Annotated in this window: 27 protein-coding genes, 1 pseudogene and 2 riboswitches; of the genes and pseudogenes, 13 read left to right on the forward strand and 15 right to left on the reverse strand. The window is 64.7% G+C overall.

Features of this window, described 5'->3' with window-relative positions; all coding sequences use genetic code 11:
* Positions 1-19 precede the first annotated feature (19 nt).
* Positions 20-787: a glutaredoxin family protein gene (locus ACU5AX_RS17515; protein ID WP_198355569.1), complete on the reverse strand. Its 768-nt coding sequence runs from the start codon at positions 785-787 to the stop codon at positions 20-22.
* Between the two features lie 72 nt (positions 788-859).
* Between ACU5AX_RS17515 and ACU5AX_RS17520 the strand changes: the two genes are divergently transcribed.
* On the forward strand, positions 860-1,258 hold the full coding sequence (locus ACU5AX_RS17520) for a MerR family transcriptional regulator (RefSeq protein WP_443024776.1): 399 nt from the start codon (positions 860-862) through the stop codon (positions 1,256-1,258).
* Positions 1,259-1,272: 14 nt separating this feature from the next.
* Here ACU5AX_RS17520 and ACU5AX_RS17525 read toward each other — a convergent pair.
* The 10 genes and pseudogenes from ACU5AX_RS17525 to ACU5AX_RS17570 form a co-directional block, all read right to left on the reverse strand.
* Positions 1,273-1,422: pseudogene (locus tag ACU5AX_RS17525) on the reverse strand (efflux RND transporter permease subunit); the annotation flags it as partial.
* A gap of 117 nt (positions 1,423-1,539) precedes the next feature.
* Positions 1,540-2,172 carry a cation efflux transmembrane domain-containing protein gene (locus tag ACU5AX_RS17530; RefSeq protein WP_198355572.1) on the reverse strand — a complete coding sequence of 211 codons (633 nt, stop codon included), beginning with the start codon at positions 2,170-2,172 and terminating at the stop codon, positions 1,540-1,542.
* Positions 2,173-2,247: 75 nt separating this feature from the next.
* Entirely contained in the window at positions 2,248-4,269 is a 2,022-nt protein-coding gene (locus tag ACU5AX_RS17535; RefSeq protein ID WP_232474404.1) for an FTR1 family protein, read from the reverse strand.
* 82 nt (positions 4,270-4,351) lie between these two features.
* Entirely contained in the window at positions 4,352-5,584 is a 1,233-nt protein-coding gene (locus tag ACU5AX_RS17540; RefSeq protein ID WP_446691941.1) for an aspartyl protease family protein, read from the reverse strand.
* Positions 5,585-5,672: 88 nt separating this feature from the next.
* A complete protein-coding gene (locus ACU5AX_RS17545) occupies positions 5,673-6,071 on the reverse strand; it encodes a MerR family transcriptional regulator (protein WP_198355573.1) in 399 nt (132 codons plus the stop codon).
* Positions 6,058-6,651, reverse strand: coding sequence for a recombinase family protein (locus tag ACU5AX_RS17550; protein WP_198355574.1), 594 nt, complete (start codon positions 6,649-6,651; stop codon positions 6,058-6,060). The genes ACU5AX_RS17545 and ACU5AX_RS17550 overlap by 14 nt, the downstream gene beginning before the upstream one ends.
* 197 nt (positions 6,652-6,848) lie before the next feature.
* On the reverse strand, positions 6,849-7,331 hold the full coding sequence (locus ACU5AX_RS17555) for a c-type cytochrome (RefSeq protein WP_198355575.1): 483 nt from the start codon (positions 7,329-7,331) through the stop codon (positions 6,849-6,851).
* 12 nt (positions 7,332-7,343) lie between these two features.
* Entirely contained in the window at positions 7,344-8,579 is a 1,236-nt protein-coding gene (locus ACU5AX_RS17560) for a molybdopterin-dependent oxidoreductase (RefSeq protein WP_198355576.1), read from the reverse strand.
* 89 nt (positions 8,580-8,668) lie between these two features.
* Positions 8,669-9,820: a TDT family transporter gene (locus ACU5AX_RS17565; RefSeq protein WP_007406242.1), complete on the reverse strand. Its 1,152-nt coding sequence runs from the start codon at positions 9,818-9,820 to the stop codon at positions 8,669-8,671.
* Positions 9,817-10,689, reverse strand: a complete 873-nt coding sequence (locus ACU5AX_RS17570) for a LysR family transcriptional regulator (RefSeq protein WP_007406272.1) — start codon at positions 10,687-10,689, stop codon at positions 9,817-9,819. The genes ACU5AX_RS17565 and ACU5AX_RS17570 overlap by 4 nt, the downstream gene beginning before the upstream one ends.
* Positions 10,690-10,835: 146 nt before the next feature.
* Between ACU5AX_RS17570 and ACU5AX_RS17575 the strand changes: the two genes are divergently transcribed.
* Both ACU5AX_RS17575 and ACU5AX_RS17580 read left to right on the forward strand, forming a co-directional pair.
* The gene (locus tag ACU5AX_RS17575) at positions 10,836-11,903 is read left to right on the forward strand and encodes a molybdopterin-dependent oxidoreductase (RefSeq protein WP_007406227.1); all 1,068 of its coding nucleotides are present in this window, start codon (positions 10,836-10,838) and stop codon (positions 11,901-11,903) included.
* On the forward strand, positions 11,900-12,412 hold the full coding sequence (locus tag ACU5AX_RS17580; protein WP_198355578.1) for an MgtC/SapB family protein: 513 nt from the start codon (positions 11,900-11,902) through the stop codon (positions 12,410-12,412). Before ACU5AX_RS17575 ends, ACU5AX_RS17580 begins: the two co-directional genes overlap by 4 nt.
* Before the next feature lie 51 nt (positions 12,413-12,463).
* Here ACU5AX_RS17580 and ACU5AX_RS17585 read toward each other — a convergent pair whose 3' ends face one another.
* Genes ACU5AX_RS17585 through ACU5AX_RS17600 form a run of 4 tightly spaced genes read right to left on the reverse strand, consistent with a single transcriptional unit; the run spans position 12,464 to position 15,548 of the window.
* Positions 12,464-13,234, reverse strand: coding sequence for an anti-sigma factor family protein (locus ACU5AX_RS17585; RefSeq protein ID WP_063690136.1), 771 nt, complete (start codon positions 13,232-13,234; stop codon positions 12,464-12,466).
* Positions 13,231-13,740: an RNA polymerase sigma factor gene (locus ACU5AX_RS17590; protein WP_446691942.1), complete on the reverse strand. Its 510-nt coding sequence runs from the start codon at positions 13,738-13,740 to the stop codon at positions 13,231-13,233. The genes ACU5AX_RS17585 and ACU5AX_RS17590 overlap by 4 nt, the downstream gene beginning before the upstream one ends.
* A 1-nt stretch (position 13,741) precedes the next feature.
* Complete coding sequence (locus tag ACU5AX_RS17595) at positions 13,742-15,181, reverse strand: YncE family protein (protein ID WP_063690139.1); 1,440 nt, start codon at positions 15,179-15,181, stop codon at positions 13,742-13,744.
* 1 nt (position 15,182) lies between these two features.
* A complete protein-coding gene (locus tag ACU5AX_RS17600) occupies positions 15,183-15,548 on the reverse strand; it encodes a DUF305 domain-containing protein (RefSeq protein ID WP_078462353.1) in 366 nt (121 codons plus the stop codon).
* A gap of 163 nt (positions 15,549-15,711) precedes the next feature.
* A riboswitch (Fluoride riboswitch) is annotated at positions 15,712-15,788 on the forward strand.
* 23 nt (positions 15,789-15,811) lie between these two features.
* On the opposite strand from ACU5AX_RS17600, the gene ACU5AX_RS17605 reads away from it, so the two are divergent.
* From ACU5AX_RS17605 to ACU5AX_RS17650, 10 genes are all read left to right on the forward strand, one after another.
* Positions 15,812-17,170 carry a voltage-gated chloride channel family protein gene (locus tag ACU5AX_RS17605; protein WP_446691943.1) on the forward strand — a complete coding sequence of 453 codons (1,359 nt, stop codon included), beginning with the start codon at positions 15,812-15,814 and terminating at the stop codon, positions 17,168-17,170.
* A gap of 26 nt (positions 17,171-17,196) precedes the next feature.
* Positions 17,197-17,532 carry a DUF190 domain-containing protein gene (locus ACU5AX_RS17610; RefSeq protein WP_063690145.1) on the forward strand — a complete coding sequence of 112 codons (336 nt, stop codon included), beginning with the start codon at positions 17,197-17,199 and terminating at the stop codon, positions 17,530-17,532.
* Positions 17,533-17,679: 147 nt separating this feature from the next.
* Positions 17,680-17,756: riboswitch (Fluoride riboswitch) on the forward strand.
* A 24-nt stretch (positions 17,757-17,780) separates the two neighbouring features.
* The gene (locus tag ACU5AX_RS17615; RefSeq protein ID WP_043060742.1) at positions 17,781-19,172 is read left to right on the forward strand and encodes a voltage-gated chloride channel family protein; all 1,392 of its coding nucleotides are present in this window, start codon (positions 17,781-17,783) and stop codon (positions 19,170-19,172) included.
* A gap of 32 nt (positions 19,173-19,204) precedes the next feature.
* Positions 19,205-19,591, forward strand: a complete 387-nt coding sequence (locus ACU5AX_RS17620; protein ID WP_229664493.1) for a DUF190 domain-containing protein — start codon at positions 19,205-19,207, stop codon at positions 19,589-19,591.
* 2 nt (positions 19,592-19,593) lie between these two features.
* On the forward strand, positions 19,594-20,031 hold the full coding sequence (locus tag ACU5AX_RS17625) for an EamA family transporter (protein ID WP_043060744.1): 438 nt from the start codon (positions 19,594-19,596) through the stop codon (positions 20,029-20,031).
* A gap of 23 nt (positions 20,032-20,054) precedes the next feature.
* Positions 20,055-21,914, forward strand: a complete 1,860-nt coding sequence (locus ACU5AX_RS17630; RefSeq protein WP_196227733.1) for an alkaline phosphatase family protein — start codon at positions 20,055-20,057, stop codon at positions 21,912-21,914.
* A complete protein-coding gene (locus tag ACU5AX_RS17635) occupies positions 21,911-22,489 on the forward strand; it encodes a histidine phosphatase family protein (RefSeq protein WP_150426783.1) in 579 nt (192 codons plus the stop codon). Before ACU5AX_RS17630 ends, ACU5AX_RS17635 begins: the two co-directional genes overlap by 4 nt.
* On the forward strand, positions 22,486-22,698 hold the full coding sequence (locus tag ACU5AX_RS17640; protein ID WP_043060745.1) for a hypothetical protein: 213 nt from the start codon (positions 22,486-22,488) through the stop codon (positions 22,696-22,698). The genes ACU5AX_RS17635 and ACU5AX_RS17640 overlap by 4 nt, the downstream gene beginning before the upstream one ends.
* Entirely contained in the window at positions 22,695-23,513 is an 819-nt protein-coding gene (locus ACU5AX_RS17645; RefSeq protein WP_043060746.1) for an ABC transporter ATP-binding protein, read from the forward strand. Before ACU5AX_RS17640 ends, ACU5AX_RS17645 begins: the two co-directional genes overlap by 4 nt.
* Positions 23,510-24,328, forward strand: coding sequence for a universal stress protein (locus ACU5AX_RS17650; RefSeq protein ID WP_229664494.1), 819 nt, complete (start codon positions 23,510-23,512; stop codon positions 24,326-24,328). Before ACU5AX_RS17645 ends, ACU5AX_RS17650 begins: the two co-directional genes overlap by 4 nt.
* Position 24,329: the final 1 nt, after the last annotated feature.

Below are 24,329 nucleotides of genomic sequence, written 5' to 3' on the forward strand. Positions count from 1 at the left end.
ATGCGGGCGGCTCCTCGCGTCAGTGCGCCATCGACAGCGCGGATGGGGCGGCGATCATCCATAGCGCCATCGCGACCATCATCAGGTTCTCGGTGAGCGAGATGAAGCCGAGCGGCACGTTGCTGTCGCCGCCCACGCAGGCGCATTTCAGTTCGCGCTTGTCGATATAGACGGCCTTGAACACCGACACCGCGCCGATCGTGCCGATGACGAGCGCGACGGGCACCGAGAGCCAGGTGAGCGCGCCAGCGGCCATCAGCACGCCCGCCCCGCCTTCCGCGAACGGGTAGATGTAGGAATAGGGCACCCAGCGCTTGGCGAGCAGATCATAGTTCAGAAACATGCTCGAAAAACTCTCCACGTTCTGGAGCTTGAGCATGGCGAGCACGCACATCGAAAAGGCGATGAACCATTCGCCGGCGCGAACCGTGAAGGGCGTGCCGAGCACCGCATAGCTGGCGGCAAGCGCCATCAAGGCCGTCATCGCAAACACGGCGATCACCGGCCGATAGGTGACGGCCTTGGGATCGCGCACCGTCTTGCCGAAGAAGCGACGCAGATCGTCATAGCCGCCCACCCGCTCGCCGGCGATGAAGGTCTGCGGGGTCGTCTTGACCCCGTGCTTCGCTTTGAAGGCGTCGGTTTCCTCCCGCGTGCGGAGCCAATGGTCGTCGACCTCGTAGCCCTCTCGGCGCAACAGGTCCTTCGCCTTCAACCCATAAGGACACGTGTGTTCCGGCATCACCATCCGGTAGATCGTCGCCTGCTTGGCGGGTGCGCTCGCCATGTCGCTTCTCCAATTCGTCTGCCTAGCCTATATGGGGTACGTACCATAGTCCGGAGTCAAGGCATGGCGGGCATGACGATCGCAGGGCTGGCGCGCGAAGGTGGCGTGGGTGTCGAAACCGTGCGCTATTACCAGCGGCGCGGGCTTCTCGACGAGCCCGATCGGCCGAGCGGGTCCGGCACCGGTGGCGGTATCCGACGCTATGGTGCCGATGATGTGCGGCGGCTCCGCTTTATCCGTTCGGCACAGGCAGCCGGATTCACGCTCGAGCAGATCGGGGAGCTGCTGGCGCTGGATGCGACCAACGATCGTGCCCGTGCGCGGCAGCTCGCCATCGACCAAGTCGCGGCGCTGGATGCGAAGATCGATGATCTCGAGCGGGTGCGCGCCTCGCTTCACCGACTGGCGGCAGAGTGCGGTTCAGGATCGAAAGGCCCTTGCCCCATTTTGACTGCGTTCGACAATAACTGAACAGGATGGGACCATCATAGCGTCCGCGCTGCAGGACTCCGGTGCTCTGCCGAGATGCCTAAAATGAGCGTAAGCGTTGGTAGCACGAACAGAGTGCGCAACGTCGCCGAGATCAGCCCACCAATCACAACGGTCGCGAGCGGCTTCTGGACTTTCGCGCCAGCCCATGTGCGACGGCGTCGTCGAGCGTCAGCACCGGTCTCGATGGTACGGTTTGCGCCGCAACCGGTGACAGGCAGAGCAACAGAGTAGCGCCGGCAGCAGCGCGTGATGGTGGCACTTCATGCGGGTTCGTTCATCTCGGTAAGGGCGCCGCGCGTGATGTCCCAGGCAGAGTGCAGGAACAGCAGCGCGATCACGCCGGCCACGGCGAGGTCCGGCCATGCTCTCCCCGTCCACGCCACCAGCCCGGCCGCGGCGATCACCGCGATGTTGGCGAGCGCATCGTTGCGGCTGAAGAGCCAGATCGCCCTGACATTTGCGTCGCCCTCACGAAAACGGGCTAGGACAAGGGCAGCGCTAACGTTGATGACCAGTGCTACGACCCCGATTCCGCCCATCAGATCGGCTTCCGGAGCCACAGCGGTCATGGCGCGCCAAATCGCAAAAGCGATCACGCCCAAGCCCAATGCACCGAGGAACAAGCCCTGAGCGAGAGCTACCCGGGATCGGGCAGCGGCGGTCCAGCCCAGCGCGATGAGCCCGAAAAGCGAGATCGTACCGTCCCCGATGAAGTCGAGGGCGTCAGCCTTCAGCGCTTGGCTGTCGGCTACAAACCCGCCGACGATCTCCATTAAGCCGAAGCCAAGGTTCAGCAACACGACGATCCACAGCGCGCGCCGGTAGGCAGGGTCGTGCTCGGCCCGCTTCGAGTCCCCCGTGCAACCGCACGAGGAGGATTCACTTCCGGTCATACCTGCCCCCTACAATCTACAGCCACTGTAGCAGTAAGAACAAACGTCACAAATCTGGAAGCACCGCCAAACACGTTACTCGGCCGGCGCAAGATCACGTGCCTCGGTGCCCTCGCGACGATTGATCGAGAAGCCAACGGCGATCGCAACTGCCATAAGGAGCTGGGCGGTAATGGACTGCCATGTGGGGAACACGCCGAGCATCGACAGCCGGGGCGCTTCGGCAATCGGCGCGATGTTGATGATGCCAGCCTCCTGAAGTGCTGCCACACCTTTGCCGGCGAGAACCACCGTCAAACCTGCCATCAGCCATGAGCTATAGGCAAAGAACTTCGCGATTGGGATCTGCCGGCTATAGCGCAGCATCGCCCAAGCAATCACGCCGAGAACCCCGACAGCCGTTCCGGCGCCAGCGAGCAGCGCACCGCCATTACCTTGGGTCCACAAGGCTGCGTAGAATAGGATTGTCTCGAAAACCTCCCGATAGACTACGACGAACGCGAGCCCGAACAGAAACCAGGCAGAGCGACCCGACAAGGCGTGGGTCATCTTCGCCCGGATGTAGCGCTGCCATTGGTCGGCTTGCGCCTTGCCGTGCATCCATATGCCGACCGAGAGCAGGACCACGGCGGCGAACAGCGATCCGAAGCCTTCCGTCAGCTCCCGGCTCGCACCGCTTATGCCGATCGCATAGGTCGCAACGACCCAGGTCAAAAGGCCGGCAGCAAGAGCCCCCACCCAGCCGCCGTGAACGTATGGAAGCGCTTCCGACCGGTCCGCCTTACGCAGGAACGCGATCATGGCGACCACGATCAGCAGCGCTTCCATTCCCTCGCGCAGCAGGATCGTGAAAGCACCAAGGAAAGTCGAAGCATTGCTAGAGGCGTTGGGAGCCAGCGCGGCCTCGGCATCGTCGAACAGGCTGTTGAGAACGAGAACCCGGTTCGCCAAATCGTCAGGAGCGGCGCCTTGATCGACCGCGGCGCGATACTCACCCATCGCGCCTTCGATCCTGGCGAGCAGCGTGGCGTCGCGGGCACCCAGCGTCGGCTCGACCGGCTCAAAACCGTCCAGGTACGCCGACAGCGCCATTCCCTTCGCAGCAGCGCTATCACCTTTGCGAGCCGCATCAAGGCTCGCCGCCAACTTCTGACGAACGAGCGACAGCGACGCCGGAGCCTGTTCGATCACGGCTTCCGGGTGGCGGCGTAGATAAGCCATGGCCGCCCGCGCCCGCTGCTCACCCAATTTGCCAGCGAGGGAGGCTGGCGTGAGGCCTACAAGGGCCTTGAGGTCCGGGATTTGGTCGCGCAGCGCCGGATCGGCTTTCCAGAGGCGCTCGCCGAGCCGCGCCTGTTCGTCGCTGAAGGCAAAGCTGCCGGCGCGGAATGCCAGCGCCCATCGATCCTGGCTCGGCAGATCGGCGAAGCTCTGCATCGCCGTTCCGTCGATACCTTGGCTGATCACTTGATAGAGCGCGAACACGCTGCGCTGACGGGCGCGATCGGCATCGGTAAACGCGATCGGGGGCGTGGTCAGCTTCGCCGCACTAGGGCCATGCCCATCTCCAGTAGCACCGTGGCAAGCGGCGCAAGTCGAACCGAACAAAGCTTCGCCACGTGCAAAGCTCGGGGGAGCGGTCGGGGCGAGCGGCACGGGGTAAGCTTGCAGCAGATCAGCCGCGAGCCCGTGTGCCAACGCGGAGACCTCCTGGGGCGACCTCTGGCGGACGATCAGGCCTTGCAAGCGTGCCGCACCCGAGATCAACGCCGCTCGCTCGGGCTTGATCGGCAGAGCCGCAAGACGTGAGGAAACGGAGCCTGCAAACTCCTTCATCTCGGCATATTCGGACGCGCTCTTGATACGGCCGCGATCGACGGCCCCCTCGTAATCAACGGCAACATAGTCGAGCAGTCGCCAGGCAGTTTGCACATCGTTCGGGTCGGCCGCGGGCGCGGCGCGCAACGTGGAAATGGGCACAATGAGCCCGAGTAGGATCAGGAGCGCGACAACGATCAGCCGCACCGGGGCGGCGTGGATCGCGCGGTCAAAAGGCGCGCCGTCGACGTTGAAATGGCGAAGATACACGGGAAACATGCCGGCTCTCTACAACCTCCAGCCACTATAGAAGCAAGCGATTTGAGAGCCGCTCGCAGTAGCGCCGCATCGAGTGGTGGCTTCAGTAGTAGTCAGCAAGCGTGAGCATGCGCGTTGTGCCGTCTGCGAGCCTAAGCGCTATCCGGTCTCCGGCGCGGCCATAGCGCCACTGCCAGAGCCGGCCGCGGATGTAGGATCTGTCGATCGCAATGCCGTTCACCGCCACGATCCGCTCGCCAATCAACCATCCCGCCCTTGCCGCCGGGCTGCTGATCGCCACGTGAATGACCGCAAGATCTGTCGGGGAGGCCACGAGGCCGAGGCCACTTCGATCCTTCAGCATCGGCAGACGCGCTTGAAGCCGTGCCGGTCGCAACCACAGGCGTCCGAGGGCGACGTCCAGCACAATATTAAACTGCCCCAGCAGCGGCATCCCGATGTTGCCCACCGTGCTCGCCGAGGCCCATCGATCCAGGGCGAGGGCCGGGACTGCCTCTGTCAACAGCCCGCCCAGGCTCACCTTGTCGGCAGTGAACGTCTTGACGATCTGCACACCCTCGACCCCGCCCAGCGCTGCGGTTGAGTGAGGCCGGTCGGCGAGCGAGCGGTGCGCATCGAGATAGGCAGAGGACAACATCAGTGCAGATGAGCTGCCGGTATCGAGCATCAGCAGTATCGGCCCAGAGCCATTCACCGACGCGCGGAGGAGGAGTTCCTGTCTGGCACCCCGCTCGAGCGGGAGCATCGTCCATCCTTCTCCACCGAGGAAGCTCCCATTCTTTCCGAATGCGAACTGTTTTCTCTCAAAATTCAGGACAACGCAGCCGCCGACAAGCACGTCGGCTCCGAGCATCATGTCGATCGGTCTTCCATATGCCGCAGAGATCGCGGCGAGATCAGCAACGATGGCAAAAGACAGAACATGGGCTTCGCCGGCCAGCGTCACCTCGACATTGCGAACCAATTCAACTGCGGCCCGGCTGCTAAGGCCGGATATTGTTCGAGGTTCGAGGCCCACCATACCGAGTTTTGCGGCAAGCGGGCGGCTGATGATCGAGGCCCCGCTTCCAGTGTCGAGCACTGCCTCAATGTCGGCGCCCGCGACCTTCGTCGGGACAAGCAGGGTGTCGCCTGTTCCCACTTCCAAAGGATGCCAGCTTGGAGGTTCGACGAAGCCGGGCCAGTACGATCCGGATCGAGGCCCCCTGCTCACAGCAGCGGTAGAGATGCTGGCCCCGAGAAGCCCGCTGCCGAGCTGCTTCAACACCCTTCGACGGCTTAAATACCCCGCCGCGGCTCCGTCCACGCGGTCCACTTAATCCTTCCCACCCCGGCCCCGTTGCCGGAATGGAGGTGCTGCTACATGCTACAGTCGCTAGAGGATCAAGCCGTATAATCGGGCCTTACGCAACAGGTCGCGCGATAGCCTGGATGACCCGGCATTCCGCCATCGTCTTGGCGCAACAGCCTGCCGCGCTCATTGAGGCAAGTTCATCCCGCAGCGCACCGAGCTGGCGAAGCCGCTCCTCGACGTCAGCAAGGTGGCGCGACGCGATGTCAGTCGCTTCCGAACAGTCGCGCTCAGGTTGGTCGGCGAGCGCCAGCAACGAGCGGATCTCATCGATCGAGAACCCGAGCCGTCGGGCATTGCGAATGAAATTGAGACGATCGACGTCCGGGAGACCATAGGTGCGCCGCCCCGACGCGGTACGAGCGGGCCGGCCGAGCAGTTCGATTTCTTCATAGAACCGTATGGTTGTGACTTTGGTCGCGGTAGCGCTTGCCAATTCACCGATCTGCATCGAGACTTCCTTCCGCACCGATGACATCCTGTTCCGGTGCCGGAAGATGCCGGTACAGGGTCGGAACCGAGACGCCGATCGCCGGCGCAATCTCCCGCATCGGCATCCCGGAGGCCACTAGCTTGCGAGCCGCCTCGAGTCGTTTGGGGGTCATCACCGTTTTCCGGCCGCCGACCCTGCCCTCACGCCGGGCGACCATCAGCGCAGCCGTCGTGCGCTCCCTATTAAGATCGCGCTCCATTTCCGCCATCGCAGCCATGATGTGGAAGACGAGCTTGCCAGCAGTGCCGGCCGTGTCGATCCCGTCCGTCAACGATCGGAGGCCAATGCCGCGCTCCGCCAAGTCAGCGGCGAGATCGACCAGGCCCTTCATCGTCCGACCGAGACGATCGAGTTTCCAGACCACCAGCACATCGCCCGCTCGGGCGTGCGAAAGCGCGTCGGCCAACCCTATGCGGTTCGCCTTGGCGCCGCTTGCCTTGTCGCTGAACGTCCGCTCACATCCTGCCTCGCGCAGTGCGTCGAGTTGAGGTGTCAGATCCTGTTCGGGGGTCGAGACCCTGGCGTAGCCGATCAGCATGACGCATTCTCAAAACTCATCCCGCGCCCCTAGCACGGGCCTCAGCAATCGAGAATGTGTTTTGATACGCCCGCCACCCCTGCTAAGCGTTCTCACATGGTGGCGCATCAAAATCGATCGTGGCTGTTGAAAAAGTCCTACTGAAGGCTGCCGATCGTCTGTCGAAATCGCCTTTTTAGATTATGCGAGAGGTTTGCTTATCCGGTTCCACCTGAGACATCAGGAGCCACCTTGGGGTCGGGATCCTGTGCCTTGCCGGTTGCGGGTGCCGCTTTCTGGCTCGGCATAGCGGTGAGATAAGCAACGATCGCGTCAACGTCCTTCTCGGCCACCGGCGCCTTGTACACCTCACGCATCTTGGTGACGGTCGCCTTCCACTGGTCCGCCGATAGCGCAGGCTGAGTTAGCGCCATGCTGGCCGAGTGGCACGAAGTGCAGTTGGCGTTGATGACGTCGGCGTGCGGACCATCGGGGTAGGTAGCGTCATCGACCGGCAGGTCGACGCTGGTCGAGGCGAGCGAAAAGCCGCGGGCTGAGACGCTGGTGGGCGGTGCCGGCTCGGATTTCTCGGAGATCGGGGCAGGCGCCTTGCGGCTGCTCGGCGCCCCGATCGAGACGAGGATAATGCCGGTCAGGCCGATCAGGCCAGCGGCCATGATGCCGGGAGACGGGGTCTTCATGCTACTCGCTCCTCAGGCCGCGATGATGGTGGTGGTCTCGATATTGCCGCGCATGAACCCGCCCGGGTTCCAGATCGGCTTCATCGGCTGGGCGACACCGTTGGTGTTCCAGCAGCGCACCATGATCGGGTTGGCACCGCGTCGCAGCGGCACGCGACCATCCCACCGACGGAAGCTGTACCTGCCCTCGTCCGCTCCGAGCGTCGTCCTGTACCAGGTGCGGCCTCCGTCCGACGACACATCGACCTTGGCGACGCCGCAATCGCCGCCCATTGCGATGCCGCCGACCGGGATCGACGCTTCATAGGCGATCGCCTGACCATCGGGCAGGCTGGTCATCCAGCTACGCGGGATCATGCGATTGATCGGTACGGTCGGGAAGTCCTTGGCACCGGGCGCGACATTCGCGCCGGGTGTCGCGGGGATCTTGTAGGCCTTGGCCATCCAATACTGGTCGTCAGGGCCGGGCAGTACCTCGATCGCGTTCAGCATCTTGACCCAATAGGTCGAGTACCAGCCCGGCACGATCAGCCGGCAGGGAAAGCCGTTGAGGAGCGGCAGTTGCTCGCCGTTCATGCCGAAGGCGATCATGACCTCGCCGTCGCGGGCATGGTCGATGTCGAGTGCCTTCTCGAAGTCAGGAGCGCCCGCCACGACCGGCTGATCGAGGGCGCCGAAGCGCACCTGCACCGCGCCTGCCTTGACCCCGGCGAGGTCGAGCACGTCGCGCAGGCGAACGCCGAGCCACTTGGCGTTGCCCATCGCGCCATTGCCCCATTGCGCGCCGGCGACGCGCGGCTGGAACAGCCCGCGGCTGTTGCCCGAGCACTGGTTCACCGCCGCCATCTCGACCCGTGGAAGGCGCAGCAGCTGAGCGAGGCTGATCGACAGCGGCCGATTGACGTGGCCGAAGACGTTGAGGCGGAAACTTTCGACGTCGATCGAGGTCGGTATGTCGGCCCAGTGCCAGCGGACGAAGAACTGGTCGTTGGGCGTGAACACCGACTTGTCGAAGACCTCCATCGGCGTCTCCAGCAAGGGTGGATGGACGCGCTGGAGGATCATGCTGCCCTTGCCGGGAAAGGCGCTGGTCATCGGCCGCTCGGCATTGCCGCCGGGCAGCTTCAGGTCGACGAGCTGCTGCGCCAGTGCCGGCGCGGCGGCAAGGCCGGCGGTGCCGAGCGCGGCATGGCTGAGGAAGCGGCGACGGCTGGTCTCACTCGCCAGCCCGGCGTCGAAATTGTCCATGACAAGGCTCTCCTGTGGCCAGTCACGCTGGCGGATCAAAGGGGCATTCTGCAAGTGATCGGACCGACTGATCCGATCATCATGGCGGATCAGTTCGGGGTGGCGATGCAGGGCGAGACGAACAGGTTGCCCCGCCATGCACCGGCTAGCGTCTTGGCACCGACCAGCAGCCACATCGCCGCGAGCGCAACCGTCAGCACCGTGCCGACGATACCGAAAAACATAAGGTTCAGCGTCGTGCCGAGGCGGAAGGTGGCGACGGTGTAGACGCCGAGCGGGAAGGTGTAGCCCCACCAGCCGAGGTTGAACGGCACGCCCGCGCGCCAGTAGCGGATGGTGATAAGCGTCGCGAGCGCCAGCCACCACAGGCCGAAACCCCAAAGGCAGAGCCCGGCGACAACGCCGATCCCCTGCGCGACGGTGCCGACGCCGGCTAGCCCGTGCGCGGTGAGGATCGCCGGCGCATCCGCGCCGAGCACCAGCATGCCCAGAGCACCCGTGCCGATCGGCCCCAGCGCCAGCCAGGAAGATGCCGCCATGCTTTCATGCGGCAACTTGTGGAGTGCCATGCGCAGGATGAGGATGGCGAGGATGCCAAACGCGACCGGCACCGAATAGGCCCACAGCACATAGGAGGTCGCGAGCGTCACTATCTGCGCGTGGGGATCGGTTAGATGCGGCGCGAGCAGCCCGCCGCTGGCGCCCGCCACTTCGGCAGCGACGACCGGCAGCAGCCATACGGCGGTCATGCCGTCCAGGCTGTGCTCGTGGCGGGTAAACATCAGGTAGGGGATCAGCACGCCGCAGGCGAGCGACATGGCGACGTCGATCCACCACAGGATATGCGCGACCGGCACGATGCCATTTCCGAACCGCGCGATGCCGAAGGCGAGACAGCCGTTGATGATCGTCGCGAGGCCCATCGGAATGGTCCCGATGAACATCGACACGGTGTTGTGCCCGAAGATGCGCCGCGCCTCGTGCCCGAACATCACCCAGCGCGCGCCATAGAGGCCGGCGAACAGCGCGAAGAGCGCGATATTGAAGAACCACAACACCTCGCCGACAGGTTTAAGCGAAGGCCCGATGCCGGGCACCTGCGGCAGCGCGAGGGCAAGGATGCCCGTGCCCATCGTCGCGGCGAACCAGTTGGGCGTGAACTGGCGGATCATCTCGCGGGGGTGATCGAGCCGGCTGAGCGGCTTGAGGCCGCTGAGAACGGAGTGCGTGTCGGCAGTCATGCGACCTGCTCCTTGATGAGATCCGTCAGCGCGTCGGCCGCGCGGGTGCGATAGCGTTCCTTGTGGCGCAGCGCGTGAAAGGCGCGGTCGGGCAGCCCGAGCGGCAGCTCGACGAGATCGCCAGCCTTGAGCGCGCGCGCGACGACCAATCGCGACAAGACGGCAACGCCGGCACCGGCCTCAACGGCGGTGCGCACCGCCTCGTTGGACGGCAGCGTCATCGCTATCGTCAGCTGGGCCGGATCAAACCCGCGCGTTCGCAGCACGTCCTCGAAAGTCGAGCGCGTACCCGATCCCTGCTCACGGACGATCCAGCGTGTAGTGCGCAGCCAGGCCTCGTCGATGCGTTCGGCTTCCTCGCGGCCGACCAGCACCATTGGGTCATGCCCGACATTCCAGTGGGCAAGCGCCGGTTCGTCCACCTCGCCCTCGACAAAGCCGAGTTCCGCCGCGCCGCTCAACACCTGCGCTGCCGCGCCTTCGGTGTTGTCGATCGCCAGCTCGACCGCGATCTGTGGGTGGCGTTCGTGGAAGGCGGCGAGCTTTGCCGGCAACCAATAGCTCGCGATCGTCTGGCTGGCGACGATCCGCAACGAACCACGCGCGAGCCCGGCATAGTCCGCGAGCATCGTCTCGGCATGCGCTGCCCGCCCCAGCACCGCGCGCGCTTCCTCCAGAAAGCCGCGGCCTGCCTCGGTAAGCTGGATGCCACGCCCGACGCGGTGGAACAGCGGAACGCCGTAGCGCGCTTCGAGGGCCGCAACCGCCCCGGAGGCAGCAGACTGCGTGACGTTCAGCGCCTCCGCTGCCTTGGTGACGTGTTCGCGCTCCGCGACACCGACGAATATTCTGAGCTGCTCCAAAGTCATGCAGCATATATCGCGTACTTAGATCGATACGACCAACCGTTTGATATGGTCATTCCAATCTGGATATCGGAATGGTCGGCAGCCTTTCGTCTGCGATGGTCTCGAAGACTTGAAGCGTTACGCGTGCCCGCGACGTTTGATCGTCCATGACCGATATGATCGAGCGCAGTTCTGATCCCTACAATGCCGAGCCGACGCCCGGTGCGTTGATCGAGCGGTTTCTGACGCCGCAGGCGCTGTTCTACGTGCGCAGCCACGGGCCGGTGCCGGATCTGCCCGCCAATCATCGGATCGAGGTGAGCGGGAGGGGCATGGCGAGCCGCTTCTTCTCGGTGCAGGAACTGAAGAGCACGTTTGCCACGCGCACGGTAACGGCGGTTCTCCAGTGCGCCGGCAACCGGCGTACCGATCTCCAGCAGGTCGCCAACACCTCCGGCGATCCGTGGGACGTAGGCGCGATCGGCAATGCGGAGTGGACCGGCGTACGCTTGGCCGATGTGCTCGATGCGGTCGGCGCGCCGGATGCGTCCGAGCTGTTCGTGGCGTTCACCGGCGCGGACGAGGTGGACGTGGAGGGTGAAGAAGCCTTGTTCGGGGTATCGATCGCCATGAGCAAGGCGCGGGAGCCCGACGTACTCCTCGCCTGGGCGATGAATGGCGAGCCGCTGACGCCCGAACATGGCGCCCCGCTCCGCATGGTGGTGCCTGGCTATGCCGGGGTCCGCAGCGCCAAATGGCTGACACGGATCGAGGTGCGTGAAACGCCCTCCGAGGCACCGATCCAGGCGCACGACTACAAGCTCTTCCCCGCCGCTGTGACGAGCGACACCGTCGACTGGAGCCAGGGTCTGACGATCAATGCCATGCCGCTCAACGCCGCGATCTGCTCGCCCGGTGCGGGCGAGAGTTTGGCCGCCGGAGAGGTGCGGATTGAGGGATATGCCATTGCCTATGACCGCCGTATTTCTCGGATCGAAGTGTCGGTGAACGGCGGTCGCGACTGGCAACAGGCGACCTTCGCCGATGATCCGGAGACGCGCTGGGGCTGGCGGCGCTGGATCCTTGACGCCACACTTGCCAAGGGACGCCAGCACCTTGTCGCCCGTGCCTTCGACGAGACCGGGCAGGGACAGCCCGAGCGGCCGGATACGATGTGGAATTTCGCCGGCTATCTGTGCACCGCCTGGCATCACGTTCACGTGCTGGTCGAATGATCGAAGCATCAGCGGCACCGGACGTCGCTTTCTGGATCGATGCGATTGGCCGGCTGGTGGTGGCGACCGCGGCCGGGATGGTGCTCGGCTGGGAACGCTCGCGTGAGAACCGGCAGATCATGGGCCTGCGGACGCTGGGTCTGGTCGGTCTGGCGAGTTGCATCGCCGTTCAGGCGATCGTGCATAGTGGCTTGCCGAACGTGAACGCCGATGCCGCAGGACGGGCGATGCAGGGCATTCTGTCCGGCGTCGGCTTCATCGGTGCCGGCGCGGTGCTGCGGGTCGGTCAGGGTCAGGAAGTGCATGGACTGGCGACCGCCGCGTGCATCTGGGTCACCGCCACCATCGGCGCGGCAGCAGGGTTGGCGGTGTGGCCGCTCATCATCGGCGGGTTGAGCCTTGCGATGCTCGTACTGTTCGTGGGCGCTCCGCTCGAACGCCGCATCCGCGAGCGGGCCAGGCTGACGCCAGCCGAGGCCGACAGGAAGGACGCCGAACGAAAGCCGTGATCGCGCTGGACAGCCCGGTGCCTGTCGGCGCCGGGAAGCGGCAAGGCGCTATCAGGACACCAGCGCGGCACCTGCCTGGCGCCGGACTTCATCGGCGATCGGATGCAGCTCGGCCGCGGGGCGCTCGCCCACCACACTGTAGCCGATCCCGTCGACCGCCCATGTGATCCGGCCCATGGTCCCGCTGGACGTACTGGTCATGCTCGCGGTCTTGTCGATCTGCATGGGCCTCGTCAGCACCGCGAGTTTCGACGCTTGTGGTCCATCGTAGAGAAGCAGCGCCGCAGGGCCGTGGGGTGTCGCGACCAGTCGCCCTCCGCCATAGCGGTAACCGGCTGTGCTGAGGTCCGGGATGGTCACGCGCTCACCCAGTCGGGCGGAGGTCCACCGGATCAGCATGGCGCGCTGGTCGGGGCCGATTTCCGCCGGTCGTATCCGGTCGGCGGCATAGACACGGAAATTGTCACTCGCCTCGTTGGCCAGCGCCGCGATGCCCGCGCGAGGTTCGCCGCTCCACCGCGCGCTCGACCAGCCCCCGCCAAACCCGACCGCCACGAGAAGCGACGCGGCGATGGCGAGTTGCCAACGCGGTTGGCGTTGCCGTCCCCTGATGGCTGCGACGCGCATCGTCGCCGGGATCGGTTCATCCGCGATGGGAGCGAACAGCGATGCAAGGGCTCGCGCCTGCTCCGCCTGCTCCCGCAAACGGGCATGCACATCCGGCTGGCCTTCAAGGTAAGCGTCGACCAGGCGCTGCCGCTCGGGCGACAGCCTGCCATCGATCCACGCGGCCAGATCGTCCTCGCCGATCGGGCTGGTCATTGCACGCTCCTCAATCGCGGCCGTTCACCCTCCCGGAGGAGCGTCGCCAGACGGTCGCGCCCCCGCGCTATGCGCGACATCACCGTGCCCAGCGGCACCCCGACGACGGCAGCGACCTCCGCATAGGGTAGCCCCTCAACCGAGACGAGGAGCAGCACCGTTCGCTGTTCCTCAGGCAACGCATCAAGCGCGTGCAGCAGGTCGCGGTGGTGCAGGCCTGTATCCTGATCGGCCGGGCGGCCGAGCGCAGCGTCGTCCACGAGGTGGAGCGGAACCGCCGTGCCTCGCCGGTTATGCTGCCGCTGATGGTCGACCAACAGGTTGTGCAGGATCGTATAGACCCACGGGCGCACCTCCACGCCGCGTCGCTGTCGCCAGCGCCCGACTGCGCGCTCGAGGCAATCCTGCACCACGTCATCCGCCATCGCCCGATCGCGCAACCACGATCGGGCATAGCGGCGCAGGCCGGGGATCAGAGGTTCGATCGCGGCGGCAAGCGGGTCCATCTCAGTCGCGCTGCACCTGCACGATGCGACCCGGCGCGCCGTTCACCACCTCCGCGACAGCCAGAAAGCGCCGGGGCGCCGCGGTGCTGCCCTGAACGATCTGCCGGATCGGCCCCGATGCGTTGACGATCGCCGCACCTGCCGGGTTGCTCATGAAGTTCGCAAGCGGCTCTACCGCACCGCTGCCGTCCGCGTTGGCGGTCAGCACGAGCATGTAAGGCTTTTTGGGCTGCAAACCGGTAACGGCACTTTGCACGACCTGGATGATGCCCTGGTCGAAGAGGGTGATGCTGCTTGCCGCACCATTGCCGCCAACCGGCCCCATGGTCAGATGCACCGCCTTGCCGGCCGTACCGAGCGGTTGGAGATTGTCGGTGCCGGGGCCTGTCGGGACAGCGTTCGGCACATAGGCGATCGCCTGCGGTGCCTGTCCGACCGGCACGGTGGCGACCACCTTGTTGCCTGTGGTGTCGATTGCGGCGAGTTCATCGGCATTCTCCAGCCCGACATAGATGCGCCGGCCGTCGCCCGATGGCCAGACGCCGTGCGGCATCTTGCCGACCGGGATGGTGGCGACGGGCGCGAAATCGGACGTGCGGAACACCTTCACCGCGTTTTCCCCGCCTACCGTGACGTACGCGAACTGTCCCCTGACCGTGCGGGCGAAGTTGACGTGATTGGTGATCGGCCCGGTATCCAGCACCTTGAGGATTGCGAAGGGTGGCCTGGCATCGAATGCGACCGTCTTGCCGATGTCCTTCAGCGTGAACCACACCTGCTTGCCGTCCGGCGTCGCGGCGATGTTGGGACAGAATGGGCTCGGCTGTGCCACCTGTCCGACCTGCGCGTGGGTTGCGACATCGAACACGGCCAGCACCGGATTGAACGACGAACAGACATAGCCGTATCGGCCATCGGGCGAGAAGATCGTCATACCCGGACCACCGGGCGTCTTGATGCGCCCGGTTTCCTTGTACGTCGTAGGGTCGAGCACGGCGATATAGTCCTCGCCGCGGACGGTGACCCAGACTTCCTTGCCGTTCGGTGTAAAGAACGCCTCGTGCGGACTGCGCCCGACATAAGTCGTATGCTTGACGGTGTTGGTGGCGGTGTCGATCCACGACACGGCGTTCGATGCGATCGACACGACCGCGAGGGTCTTCCCGTCCGGCGAGAAGCCGAGTCCGTGAACCAGCACCTGCCCCTTGTAGAGCGGTGAAAAATTCATCGGCTGCGGATCGCCAAGCTTGATGACGCCGAGCAGCCGGTTGTCGGCCGGGTCCGTCACCGACACCGTGTTGGAGAATTGTTCGGATGCATAGACGCGGTCGCGGTGGCTGACAGGCACGTCCCTGGCGTTCCACGGCGCCTGCTGGGCCATGGCGATGCCCGGTGCGGCGCTTATCAGCAAGGCGGCCGAGCGCAGGATGGTCCGGATCATGTCAGTGCTCCATATGGCTGTGGTGGTCACCGCCCTGCGTCGGGGCTGGCGTCGAAGGGGGTAGCGGCTGACCGATCGCCAGCTTCATGGCGGCGATCTCCTGCTGCTGATCGATGATGATCTCCTGTGCGATGCGCTTGAGCTGCTCGTTATGACCGTAGCGCAGCTCCGCCACCGCCATATCGATGGCGCCCTGATGGTGCGGAAGCATCATCGCGACGAAGTCGCGGTCGACGTCGCCGGACGGCTTGACCATCATGCCCGCCATCATCCGGTCCATCGCGGCAGACACCATGCTGGCGTAGCCATCGGCAGGGGCGGCCGCGGCTGCGCCGGTGAGCAGGGCTAAAGCAGTCAGACCCAGCATCCAGTTTCGTCTATGCATAAGCCTCCGGCGCATCGGTCTCGAAAGCGTAGACGATGCTCGTCGGGGTTTATTCCATGGGCGAGCCAATTATTTATCTTCACCAAAACAACGGTCTCATCGTGACCCTGCCGTGGTTGACCAGGTCGCCGTCGGACAGCATATGCTCGGGCACGGCGATGGATTTCCGCCGGGCCATTCGGCCGAACCGCCCTCGCAAGGGCCGATGATTCCTACCAGGCGCCGCAAGGCAGCAAGGAGGAATCGTGCACGCGACGTTTCGCAATCTCTACGACCAGTTCAACATGGCAGCGTTCATTCGCGAGCGCCGCACCCATGCCATGTCGGTGCTGCGGTGGACTTTGATTCTGGTCCCGATGGCCGCAGCGGTGGGAACGCTCTGCGCGGCCTTCTTGTGGAGCCTCGATGCCGTAACCCGGCTTCGCTATGCCTTTCCCTGGCTGCTCTACCTGCTGCCGATCGGCGGGTTCTTGGTCGGACTGCTCTACCATCTGACAGGGCGTTCGGTCGAAGGCGGCAACAACCTCATCGTCGAGCAAATCCACGAACCGGGGGGCGGTGTGCCGCTGCGCATGGCCCCGCTCATCCTCTTCGGCACGGTCGTGACGCACCTGTTCGGGGGATCGGCGGGGCGTGAAGGCACCGCCGTGCAATTGGGCGGCAGTCTTTCCAGCGGGTTTGGGCGCGCCCTCAAGCTGGATGCGGAAGCGACACGCACCCTCCTTATGACCGGAATCGCGGCGGGCTTCGGCGCGGTCTTCGGGACGCCGATCGCGGGCGCGGTCTTTGCACTGGAGGTGCTGGCGATCGGCCGGGTCGAGTATCGCGCGCTAGTACCGTGCCTAGTCGCGGCACTGGTGGGTGACTGGACCTGTCTTGCCTGGGGCATTCATCACGGCGCCTACCATGTCGATGCGATGGTGCCGGTCGACGCGTTGCTCGTCGCCAAAGCCGGCGTCGCGGGCGTTGTATTCGGATTGGTCGGGCTGGCCTTTTCAGAGGCCAACCATGCGCTCGGCGGATGGCTGAAGCGCGTGATACCCTATGGCCCACTACGACCCGCTATCGGTGGTGTCGCCGTGATCGCGCTGGTCTGGCTATTTGGCACGCGAGACTATCTCGGCCTGGGCACGCTGGCGGCAACGCCGGGCGACCTGACCATTGCCAGCTTTTTCGGCCCCGATACGCACCCGTGGAGCTGGGCGCTGAAGCTGCTCTTTACCGTCGTTACCCTGAGCGCTGGCTTCAAGGGCGGAGAGGTGACGCCGCTGTTCTTCATTGGCGCGGCGCTCGGCAATGCGCTCGCGCCCATGTTCGGAGTGCCGACAGGGGTTTTCGCGGCGATCGGTTTCGTCGCGCTGTTCGCGGGCGCGGCCAACACGCCGCTGGCTTGCACGTTCATGGGGATCGAGCTGTTCGGCGCGGCCTATGCGGTGCCGATCGCAGTCGCGTGCTTCGTCGCCTATCTCTGCTCAGGCCACAACGGCATCTACCTGTCGCAGCGCGTCGCCGTGCTTAAGGTGCCTGCCGCACACCTCACACCCGACGCCACCCTGCGCGATGCCCGCACGCGCCGCGCTTCTCGCCGGCGCGCGCGCGCCTGATCCCGCTTCCTGTCGAAAGCTCTACCATGCCCGACCTTTTCACCGTTCAGCACCGCGAAGTCGGGATGCTGCGCATCTATCTGAAGCCGTCCGACAAGATCGGCCCGCGTCGCTTCTGGGGGGCAAAGCCGCTCTATCGCGAGCTGATTCGCACCGCGAAGGCGGACGGCATCATCAACGCCGTCGCGCAAAATACCCATTACGGCTTCAGCAATCACGAACCGATCCGGGAGAACGGCTCGGAAATTGCCGATCCGCATCTGACGATCTGTGTTGAACTGGTCGGTGATCGCGATCAGCTCGACCTTTTCTGTCGCCGTCATGGCGATCTGCTCGGCGACAAGGTGATCGTCTACAACTAACTGGAGCATTGGACGATCACGCGCCAAACTGAGCGAGCCAGAGCTTGATCGGCGTTCCCGGTTGGGAAACGACCAACGACATGGCCAAGGCTTCCCCGCAAGGATGGTATTTCGGGAATTGACGTTGCTGCATTGCAGCGACATATATCTCTTCAAGGCGATGGATTTCCGCCGGGTCGTCTGACCGAACCGCCCTAGCAAGGGCCGATGATTCCTACTTGGCGCCGCAAGGCAGCAAAGGAGGAATCGTGCGCGCGACGTTTCGCAATCTGTACCATGAGTTCAACGTGGCGGCGTTCTTTTGCGACCGGCACGACCATGCCATGTCGGTGGTTCGCTGGACGCTGATCCTGCTGCCGATGGCGGCGCTGGTCGGGACGTTGTGCGCGGCTTTCCTATGGAGCCTCGATGCCGCTACACAGGCCCGCTTCGATCATCCGTGGCTGCTGTATCTCCTGCCCGTGGGCGGGGCAGCCGTCGCGTTTCTCTATCATCACACCGGGCGCTCGGTCGAAGCCGGCAACAATCTGATTGTCGAGCAGATCCATGAGCCCGGGGGTGGCGTACCGCTCCGCATGGCACCGCTGGTGTTCCTTGGCACGATCGCGACGCATCTGTTCGGCGGCTCGGCGGGACGCGAGGGAACCGCCGTGCAGCTCGGCGGCAGTCTCGCCAGTGCCATCGCCGGCCTGTTCCGTCTCGATGCATCCGGTATTCGCATCCTGCTGATGGCCGGCGTCGCGGCGGGCTTCGGCGCGGTGTTCGGCACGCCCTTGGCAGGCGCGGTGTTTGCTCTTGAAGTGCTGGCGCTTGGCCGCGTCGAATATGGCGGGATCATTCCGTGCTTGCTCGCCGCGCTGGTCGGGGACTGGACGTGTCATGCCTGGGGCATCCACCACACGCCTTATCACATCGCCTATGCCGCCCCCGCCACGGGCGCGCTGCTGGTCGAGCCGCTGATGCTCCTCAAGGCGACGATCGCGGGCGTCGCCTTCGGGTTCGCCGGCCTCGTCTTCGCCGAAGCGAACCACGCATTCGGCGGCTTCCTCAAGCGCCGCATACCTTACGGACCGGCCCGTGCCGCTCTGGGCGGCGTCCTGGTCATCGCGCTCGTCTGGATCGTCGGCACCCGCGCCTATCTGGGTCTGGGCGTATGGTCCGCCATCCCCGGTGATCCTACGATCGCGGGCTTCTTCAGCGGCCCGGTCGATCGGTGGAGTTGGGCGCTCAAGATGCTGTTCACCGTCGTGACGCTGAGCGCAGGCTTCAAGGGCGGCGAGGTGACGCCGCTGTTCTTCATCGGTGCCGCGCTCGGCAACGCGCTGGGGTGGCTGCTCGGTGCACCGCTCGACCTGTTCGCAGCGCTCGGTTTCGTCGCCGTGTTCGCCGGGGCGGCCAACACGCCGCTGGCCTGTACGATCATGGGGATCGAGCTGTTCGGCGCCACCCATGCCGTGCCGATCGCGGTGGCCTGTTTCGTCGCCTACATCTGCTCGGGCCATAACGGCATTTACCTGTCGCAGCGGATCGCCGTGCCCAAGCGTCCCGCCCGCGCTCATACCGGCACCTTAACGCTGCGCGACGCCCGCGCATCCCGCCGTAGCCGGCGTCCTTCCAACACCGTCAAGGAGCATAACTGATGCCCCACAAGGTCACGCCCAGCGAGATCGGGATGATCCGCATCTACATGAAGCCGTCCGACAAGGCTGCGGGCGCGCGTAGCTTCTGGTCGCGCAAACCGCTGTACCGCGAGCTGGTCGCGCAGGCGAAGCGCGACGGCATTATGAACGCCGTCGCCCATCACACCCATTACGGCTACAGCAATCATGGCCCGATTCGGGAAAATGGCTCCGAGATTTCCGATCCGCACCTGACCATGTGTGTCGAGCTGATCGGCCAGCGCGGCGAACTCGAACGCTTCTGCGAGGGGCATGGCGATCTGCTCGCGGGCAAAGTGATCGTCTACAAGCATCTGGAGCATTGGAGCATCGGTCCGGGCGGCGTCCGGCATGAAGATGCGGTGCCCGCCGAGCTGGCCGATGAAACGGGGCAGGCGTGAGAGTGGGAAGCGTCAGCTCCTCCTCGTGGCTCGTCTGGGCGCTGGGTTCCGCCGGATTTGCCGCGCTGACCGCGATCTTCGCCAAGATCGGGGTCGAAGGAATCAACTCCGACCTGGCGACCCTTTTCCGCACGCTCGTGATTGTCGTGGTGCTGACCGCGCTGCTCGCGCTTACCGGCAAATTTCAGCCCCTCGGGACCATCGCGCCACGTACCTGGCTGTTTCTCGGGCTGTCCGGCCTGGCGACCGGCGCGTCATGGCTCTGCTATTTCCGCGCCCTGAAGATCGGCGACGCAGCGCGGGTCGCTCCCATCGACAAGCTGAGCGTCGTTTTTGTCGCCGTCATCGGCGTGACGCTTCTTGGTGAACACCTCTCCCTGCGGGGCTGGTTCGGCATCGGTTTGATCGGTGCCGGCGCCGTGCTCGTCGCGCTTGCCTGATGCCTTTCGAACGGAAACCAACGATGCGCTATCTCCCGATCGTCGCCGCTGCCGTCGCCATTGCCGCTACACCGGCACTCGAAGCTCGCACCGCAAAGCGCGCCCGCACTCCGCACAACGTCATTCTGGTCGTCATCGACGGGTTGAGAGGCAAGATCGTCACCCCTCAAACCGCGCCTGAACTGGTCCGGCTACGGGATGCCGGGACCTACTTTCCCAACAGCCATTCGGTATTCCCGACGTTCACGACCGCCAATGCCTCCAGTCTCGCGACCGGCCATCAGCTTGGCGATACCGGCGATTTCAGCAACACGATCTGGACGGCCGCCCCGATCGCAAGCGCGGCGGGCAGCGTCACCCCGTTCCTCGAAAACGATGCCGTGCTCGGCGAGGTCGATACGCACTTCGGCGGCAATTACCTCAACGAAACGACTGTTCTCGAAGCCGCACGCAAAGCGGGATACGGCACCGCCGCGATCGGCAAGCTCGGCCCAGCGCTTATCCAGGATCACCTCGCTCGCGACGGTATGACGACGATCATCGTCGACGACTCCACCGGACGGCCGGGCGGCATCGCGCTTTCGCCCGACACTGTCACAGGAATGACCAGGGCGGGGCTGCCGCTCGTCGCACCGGACAGGGGTGCCAACGGCCGTTCGGGGGACGCTCGCACACCCGGCACGCGCGAGGCCAATCGTGCGCAGCAGGACTATTTCATCGATGTCGCCACCCGCGTGGCGCTGCCGTCATTCAAGGCACGTCACCGGCCTTTCGCGATGGTCTTCTGGTCACGCGATCCCGATGGGACCCAGCACAATCAGGGCGACAGTCTCAACCGCCTGACGCCCGGAATTAATGGTCCGACGACCTTTGCTGCGATCCGCAACGCGGATGGAGATCTCGCAAAGCTGCGAACGGCGCTCAAGCGGCTTGGCCTAGATCGGACGACCGATATCATCGTCACGTCGGACCACGGCTTTTCCACGATCTCGAAGCAAAGCGACACGAGCCGTGCAGCACGGACGCGGTATGCCGATGTTCCTGAAGGCTTCCTCCCGCCCGGCTTTCTCGCGCTTGATCTGGCGTCGGCGCTGAATATGCCGGCATTCGATCCCGAGGCCGGCAACGCGCCGGTGACAACGGGTGCTCATCCCAGTCGCGGCAACGCACTGCTGGGGGCCGATCCCTCTCATCCCGACATCGTGGTTGCCGCCAATGGCGGGTCGGACCTGTTGTACCTGCCTGGACGCGATCCGACGCTCGCGCGCCGTATCGTCACCGCGCTGCTTGACCAGGATTATATCAGCGGAATCTTCGTCGATGATCGGCTCGGCTCGATCGCCGGCACGCTGCCATTATCGTCGATCAACCTCAAAGGGGCAGCGCTGCCCCCCGTACCGTCGATCGTCGTCATCTTCCGCTCGGCAACGACCGGCTGCGCAATACCGACGAACTGTCAGGTGGAGGTGGCGGATACGACGCTGCAGCAAGGCCAGGGCATGCACGGCAGCTTCGGCCGCGGCGACACCCTCAACTTCACAGCGGCGATCGGCCCCGATTTCAAACGGCGTTTCGTCGATCCGGCACCGGTCAGCAACGCGGATATCGGACACACGATGATGGCCTTGCTACGCCTCTCCCCGACGCCGCATGGTGCGCTGACCGGCCGGGTAATGAGCGAAGCGATGCCCGGGGGGCGGATGACCCCCTATGTCCGGGGCGAGCAGCGATCCGCTGCCGCCGGGAATGGTCTCGTCACCCTGCTGCGCTATCAGGAGGCGGCAGGCATTCGTTATCTCGACGCCGGGGGTTTTGCGGGCCGCACTCTCGGCCTGGCTGATGTGGCAGCACCTGAAGCCGCTGGCCGGGGAGCGCGTCGATGACGGGGCTGCCGCAATTCTGGCTTGTCCGTCATGGTGAGACGGCCTGGAGCCTGACACGTCAGCATACGGGTCGAAGCGACATTCCCTTGACGAAGGGCGGGGAGGAAGCTGCCCAACGCCTGAGCGAGCGCCTGCCGGCACGTCCCTTTTCGCAAATATGGTCCAGCCCGTCGCAGCGCGCGCGTCGAACCGGCGAACTGGCAGGCTTCTCCCGGAAGATCGCAATCGTCGATGACCTCGCGGAGTGGGATTACGGTGCCTACGAAGGTCGAACCACGAAAGAGATTCTGGCCGATCGCCCGGATTGGATGCTGTTTCGCGATGGCTGCCCGCAAGGTGAAACACCTGACGACATCACGGCGCGGGCGGATCGCGTCGTCGAACGCCTGCGGGCCTCCACGTCCGACATCCTGATCTTTTCCAGCGCCCATATCCTGCGGGTGCTGGCTGCGCGCTGGCTGGGGCTTCCCGCCGCGGCCGGTGCGCTCTTCATCCTCGACACCGCCAGCATCAGCATTCTCGGTTACGAGCACAATGATGCCGAGCGGGTCATTCGCGGATGGAATCTGGCATGAACCGGACTGCCCTCCTCGCATGGGCGATAGGGGGCATCTTCGCACCGCTGGGCGGGATCAGCGCCGGCATCATCACTTACGCCGAATATAGCCAGCACCGGCTTCCCAAGGGGCGGGCAGCCCGTGAGGCCCTGCGAAGCGGGGCGGTGGCGACGGTCGTCCTCCTGACGGTCACCGGCCTGTTCGGTTGGTGGGTGGGCCGGTCATGACGAACACGCATGACGATGCCTCTCCGCTCATTCTTGAGGGCGTTGTGACCGAACTGAGCGGCCGGATCATCCACGACGGTGTGGACCTCGTCATGAAGCGTGGCGAGGTTCTTGGCTTGGTCGGCGCGTCGGGATCGGGAAAATCGGTTCTGCTTCGATGCATTATCGGCCTGCTGCCACCGAAAGCGGGCACCGTCAGGCTGTTCGGAGACGATCTGTACCAGGCTGACGACCGGACGCTGGCCGCGATCAAACAGCGCTGGGGCGTGCTCTTTCAAGCCAACGCACTGTTTTCCGATTTCAGCGTTCTGGACAACATCGCGATGCCGCTGCGCGAACATCACGGTTTGCCGGAAGAGCTGATCCTGTCGGTCGCAAGAATGAAGGCGCTCGCATCGGGACTTCCCGAGGATGCGCTGTGGAAGTTCCCGTCCGAGCTTTCCGGCGGGTTGCAAAAGCGTGTGGGGGTGGCGCGGGCGATCGTGCGCGACCCGGATCTCATCCTCCTCGACGAACCGACTGCCGGTCTCGATCCGATCATGGCAGCACAGATCGATGCCCTGATCGGTGGTCTGGCAAGCGAACTAGGCCTGAGCGTGGTGGTCGTGACCCACGACCTCGATACCCTCTACACCATCTGCGACCGTGTCGCGGTTCTGTCGGATCGCACGATCCTTGCCGTCGCCCCCGTCCGTGAGCTGGAGCACAGCCAGGACCCGTGGCTCCGCAACTATCTGCTGGGCACACGGACGCGGGCCGGGCGCATAGCTGATCCAAAAGTCGTTCATCCCTCGCCACAGGAGATCATGTCATGAAGCTGCTTGCTGTCATCGTGGGCGCGGACAGCGCGCCTGCCTGTCTGGATGCGGCGGTTCTTGCCGCAAAAGCATTGGGCGACGCTTCGATCGAAGCACTCAACGTCGTCGTCGATCCCGATAGGATTCACGCCTCCAGCGATGAGGAAATCCAGTTCCAGCGCATGCGCGAACGTGATGAAGGGACCGCGCAGGAGCGTGCCGATGCGGCCCATGCCGCCTTCGTCGCGTGGAACGCCGGGGCAGGCGAGGACACGCCACGGGTATTCTGGCGGTCGGTCGTCGGCACGGAAGAAGCCGTCGTTACGAGCGAGGCCGCGAACGTCGATGCGCTGATCGTGGTCGCGCGCGAACAGAGCATGGACAGTGGCGATGCCATTCACGCAGCCCTCTTTTCCACCGACAAACCGGTCCTGATCGTACCACCGCACTGGCAGCCCGGTGCCGTCACCGCATTCAGCCATATGGCTGTCGGTCTCAGCGACAGCGATACGGCCCGCCATGCGATCAGGGAGGCGGCACCATGGTTGCGGGTGGCAAGCCGGGTCACCGCGATCCGCATCGGCGAGGATGGCGATCCGGCGCTGAAGCTCGAGGCGCTGCTCGACGAACTGTGCGTGACGCACGAACTTCATGTCGTCCCCCGACAGGGTGACAATCTGGGTGCGCAGCTCGTCGCGGAAGCCAAGGCTGTCGGAGCCGATCTACTGGTGACCGGCGCCTACCGGCACAACCAGCTCGTCGAATGGTTCATGGGCGGCACCACGCGGCATCTGCTCGCCGCAGCCGAAATCCCGTTGCTGATGGCCCATTGAA

It is taken from the genome of Sphingomonas benefaciens (assembly GCF_052907485.1).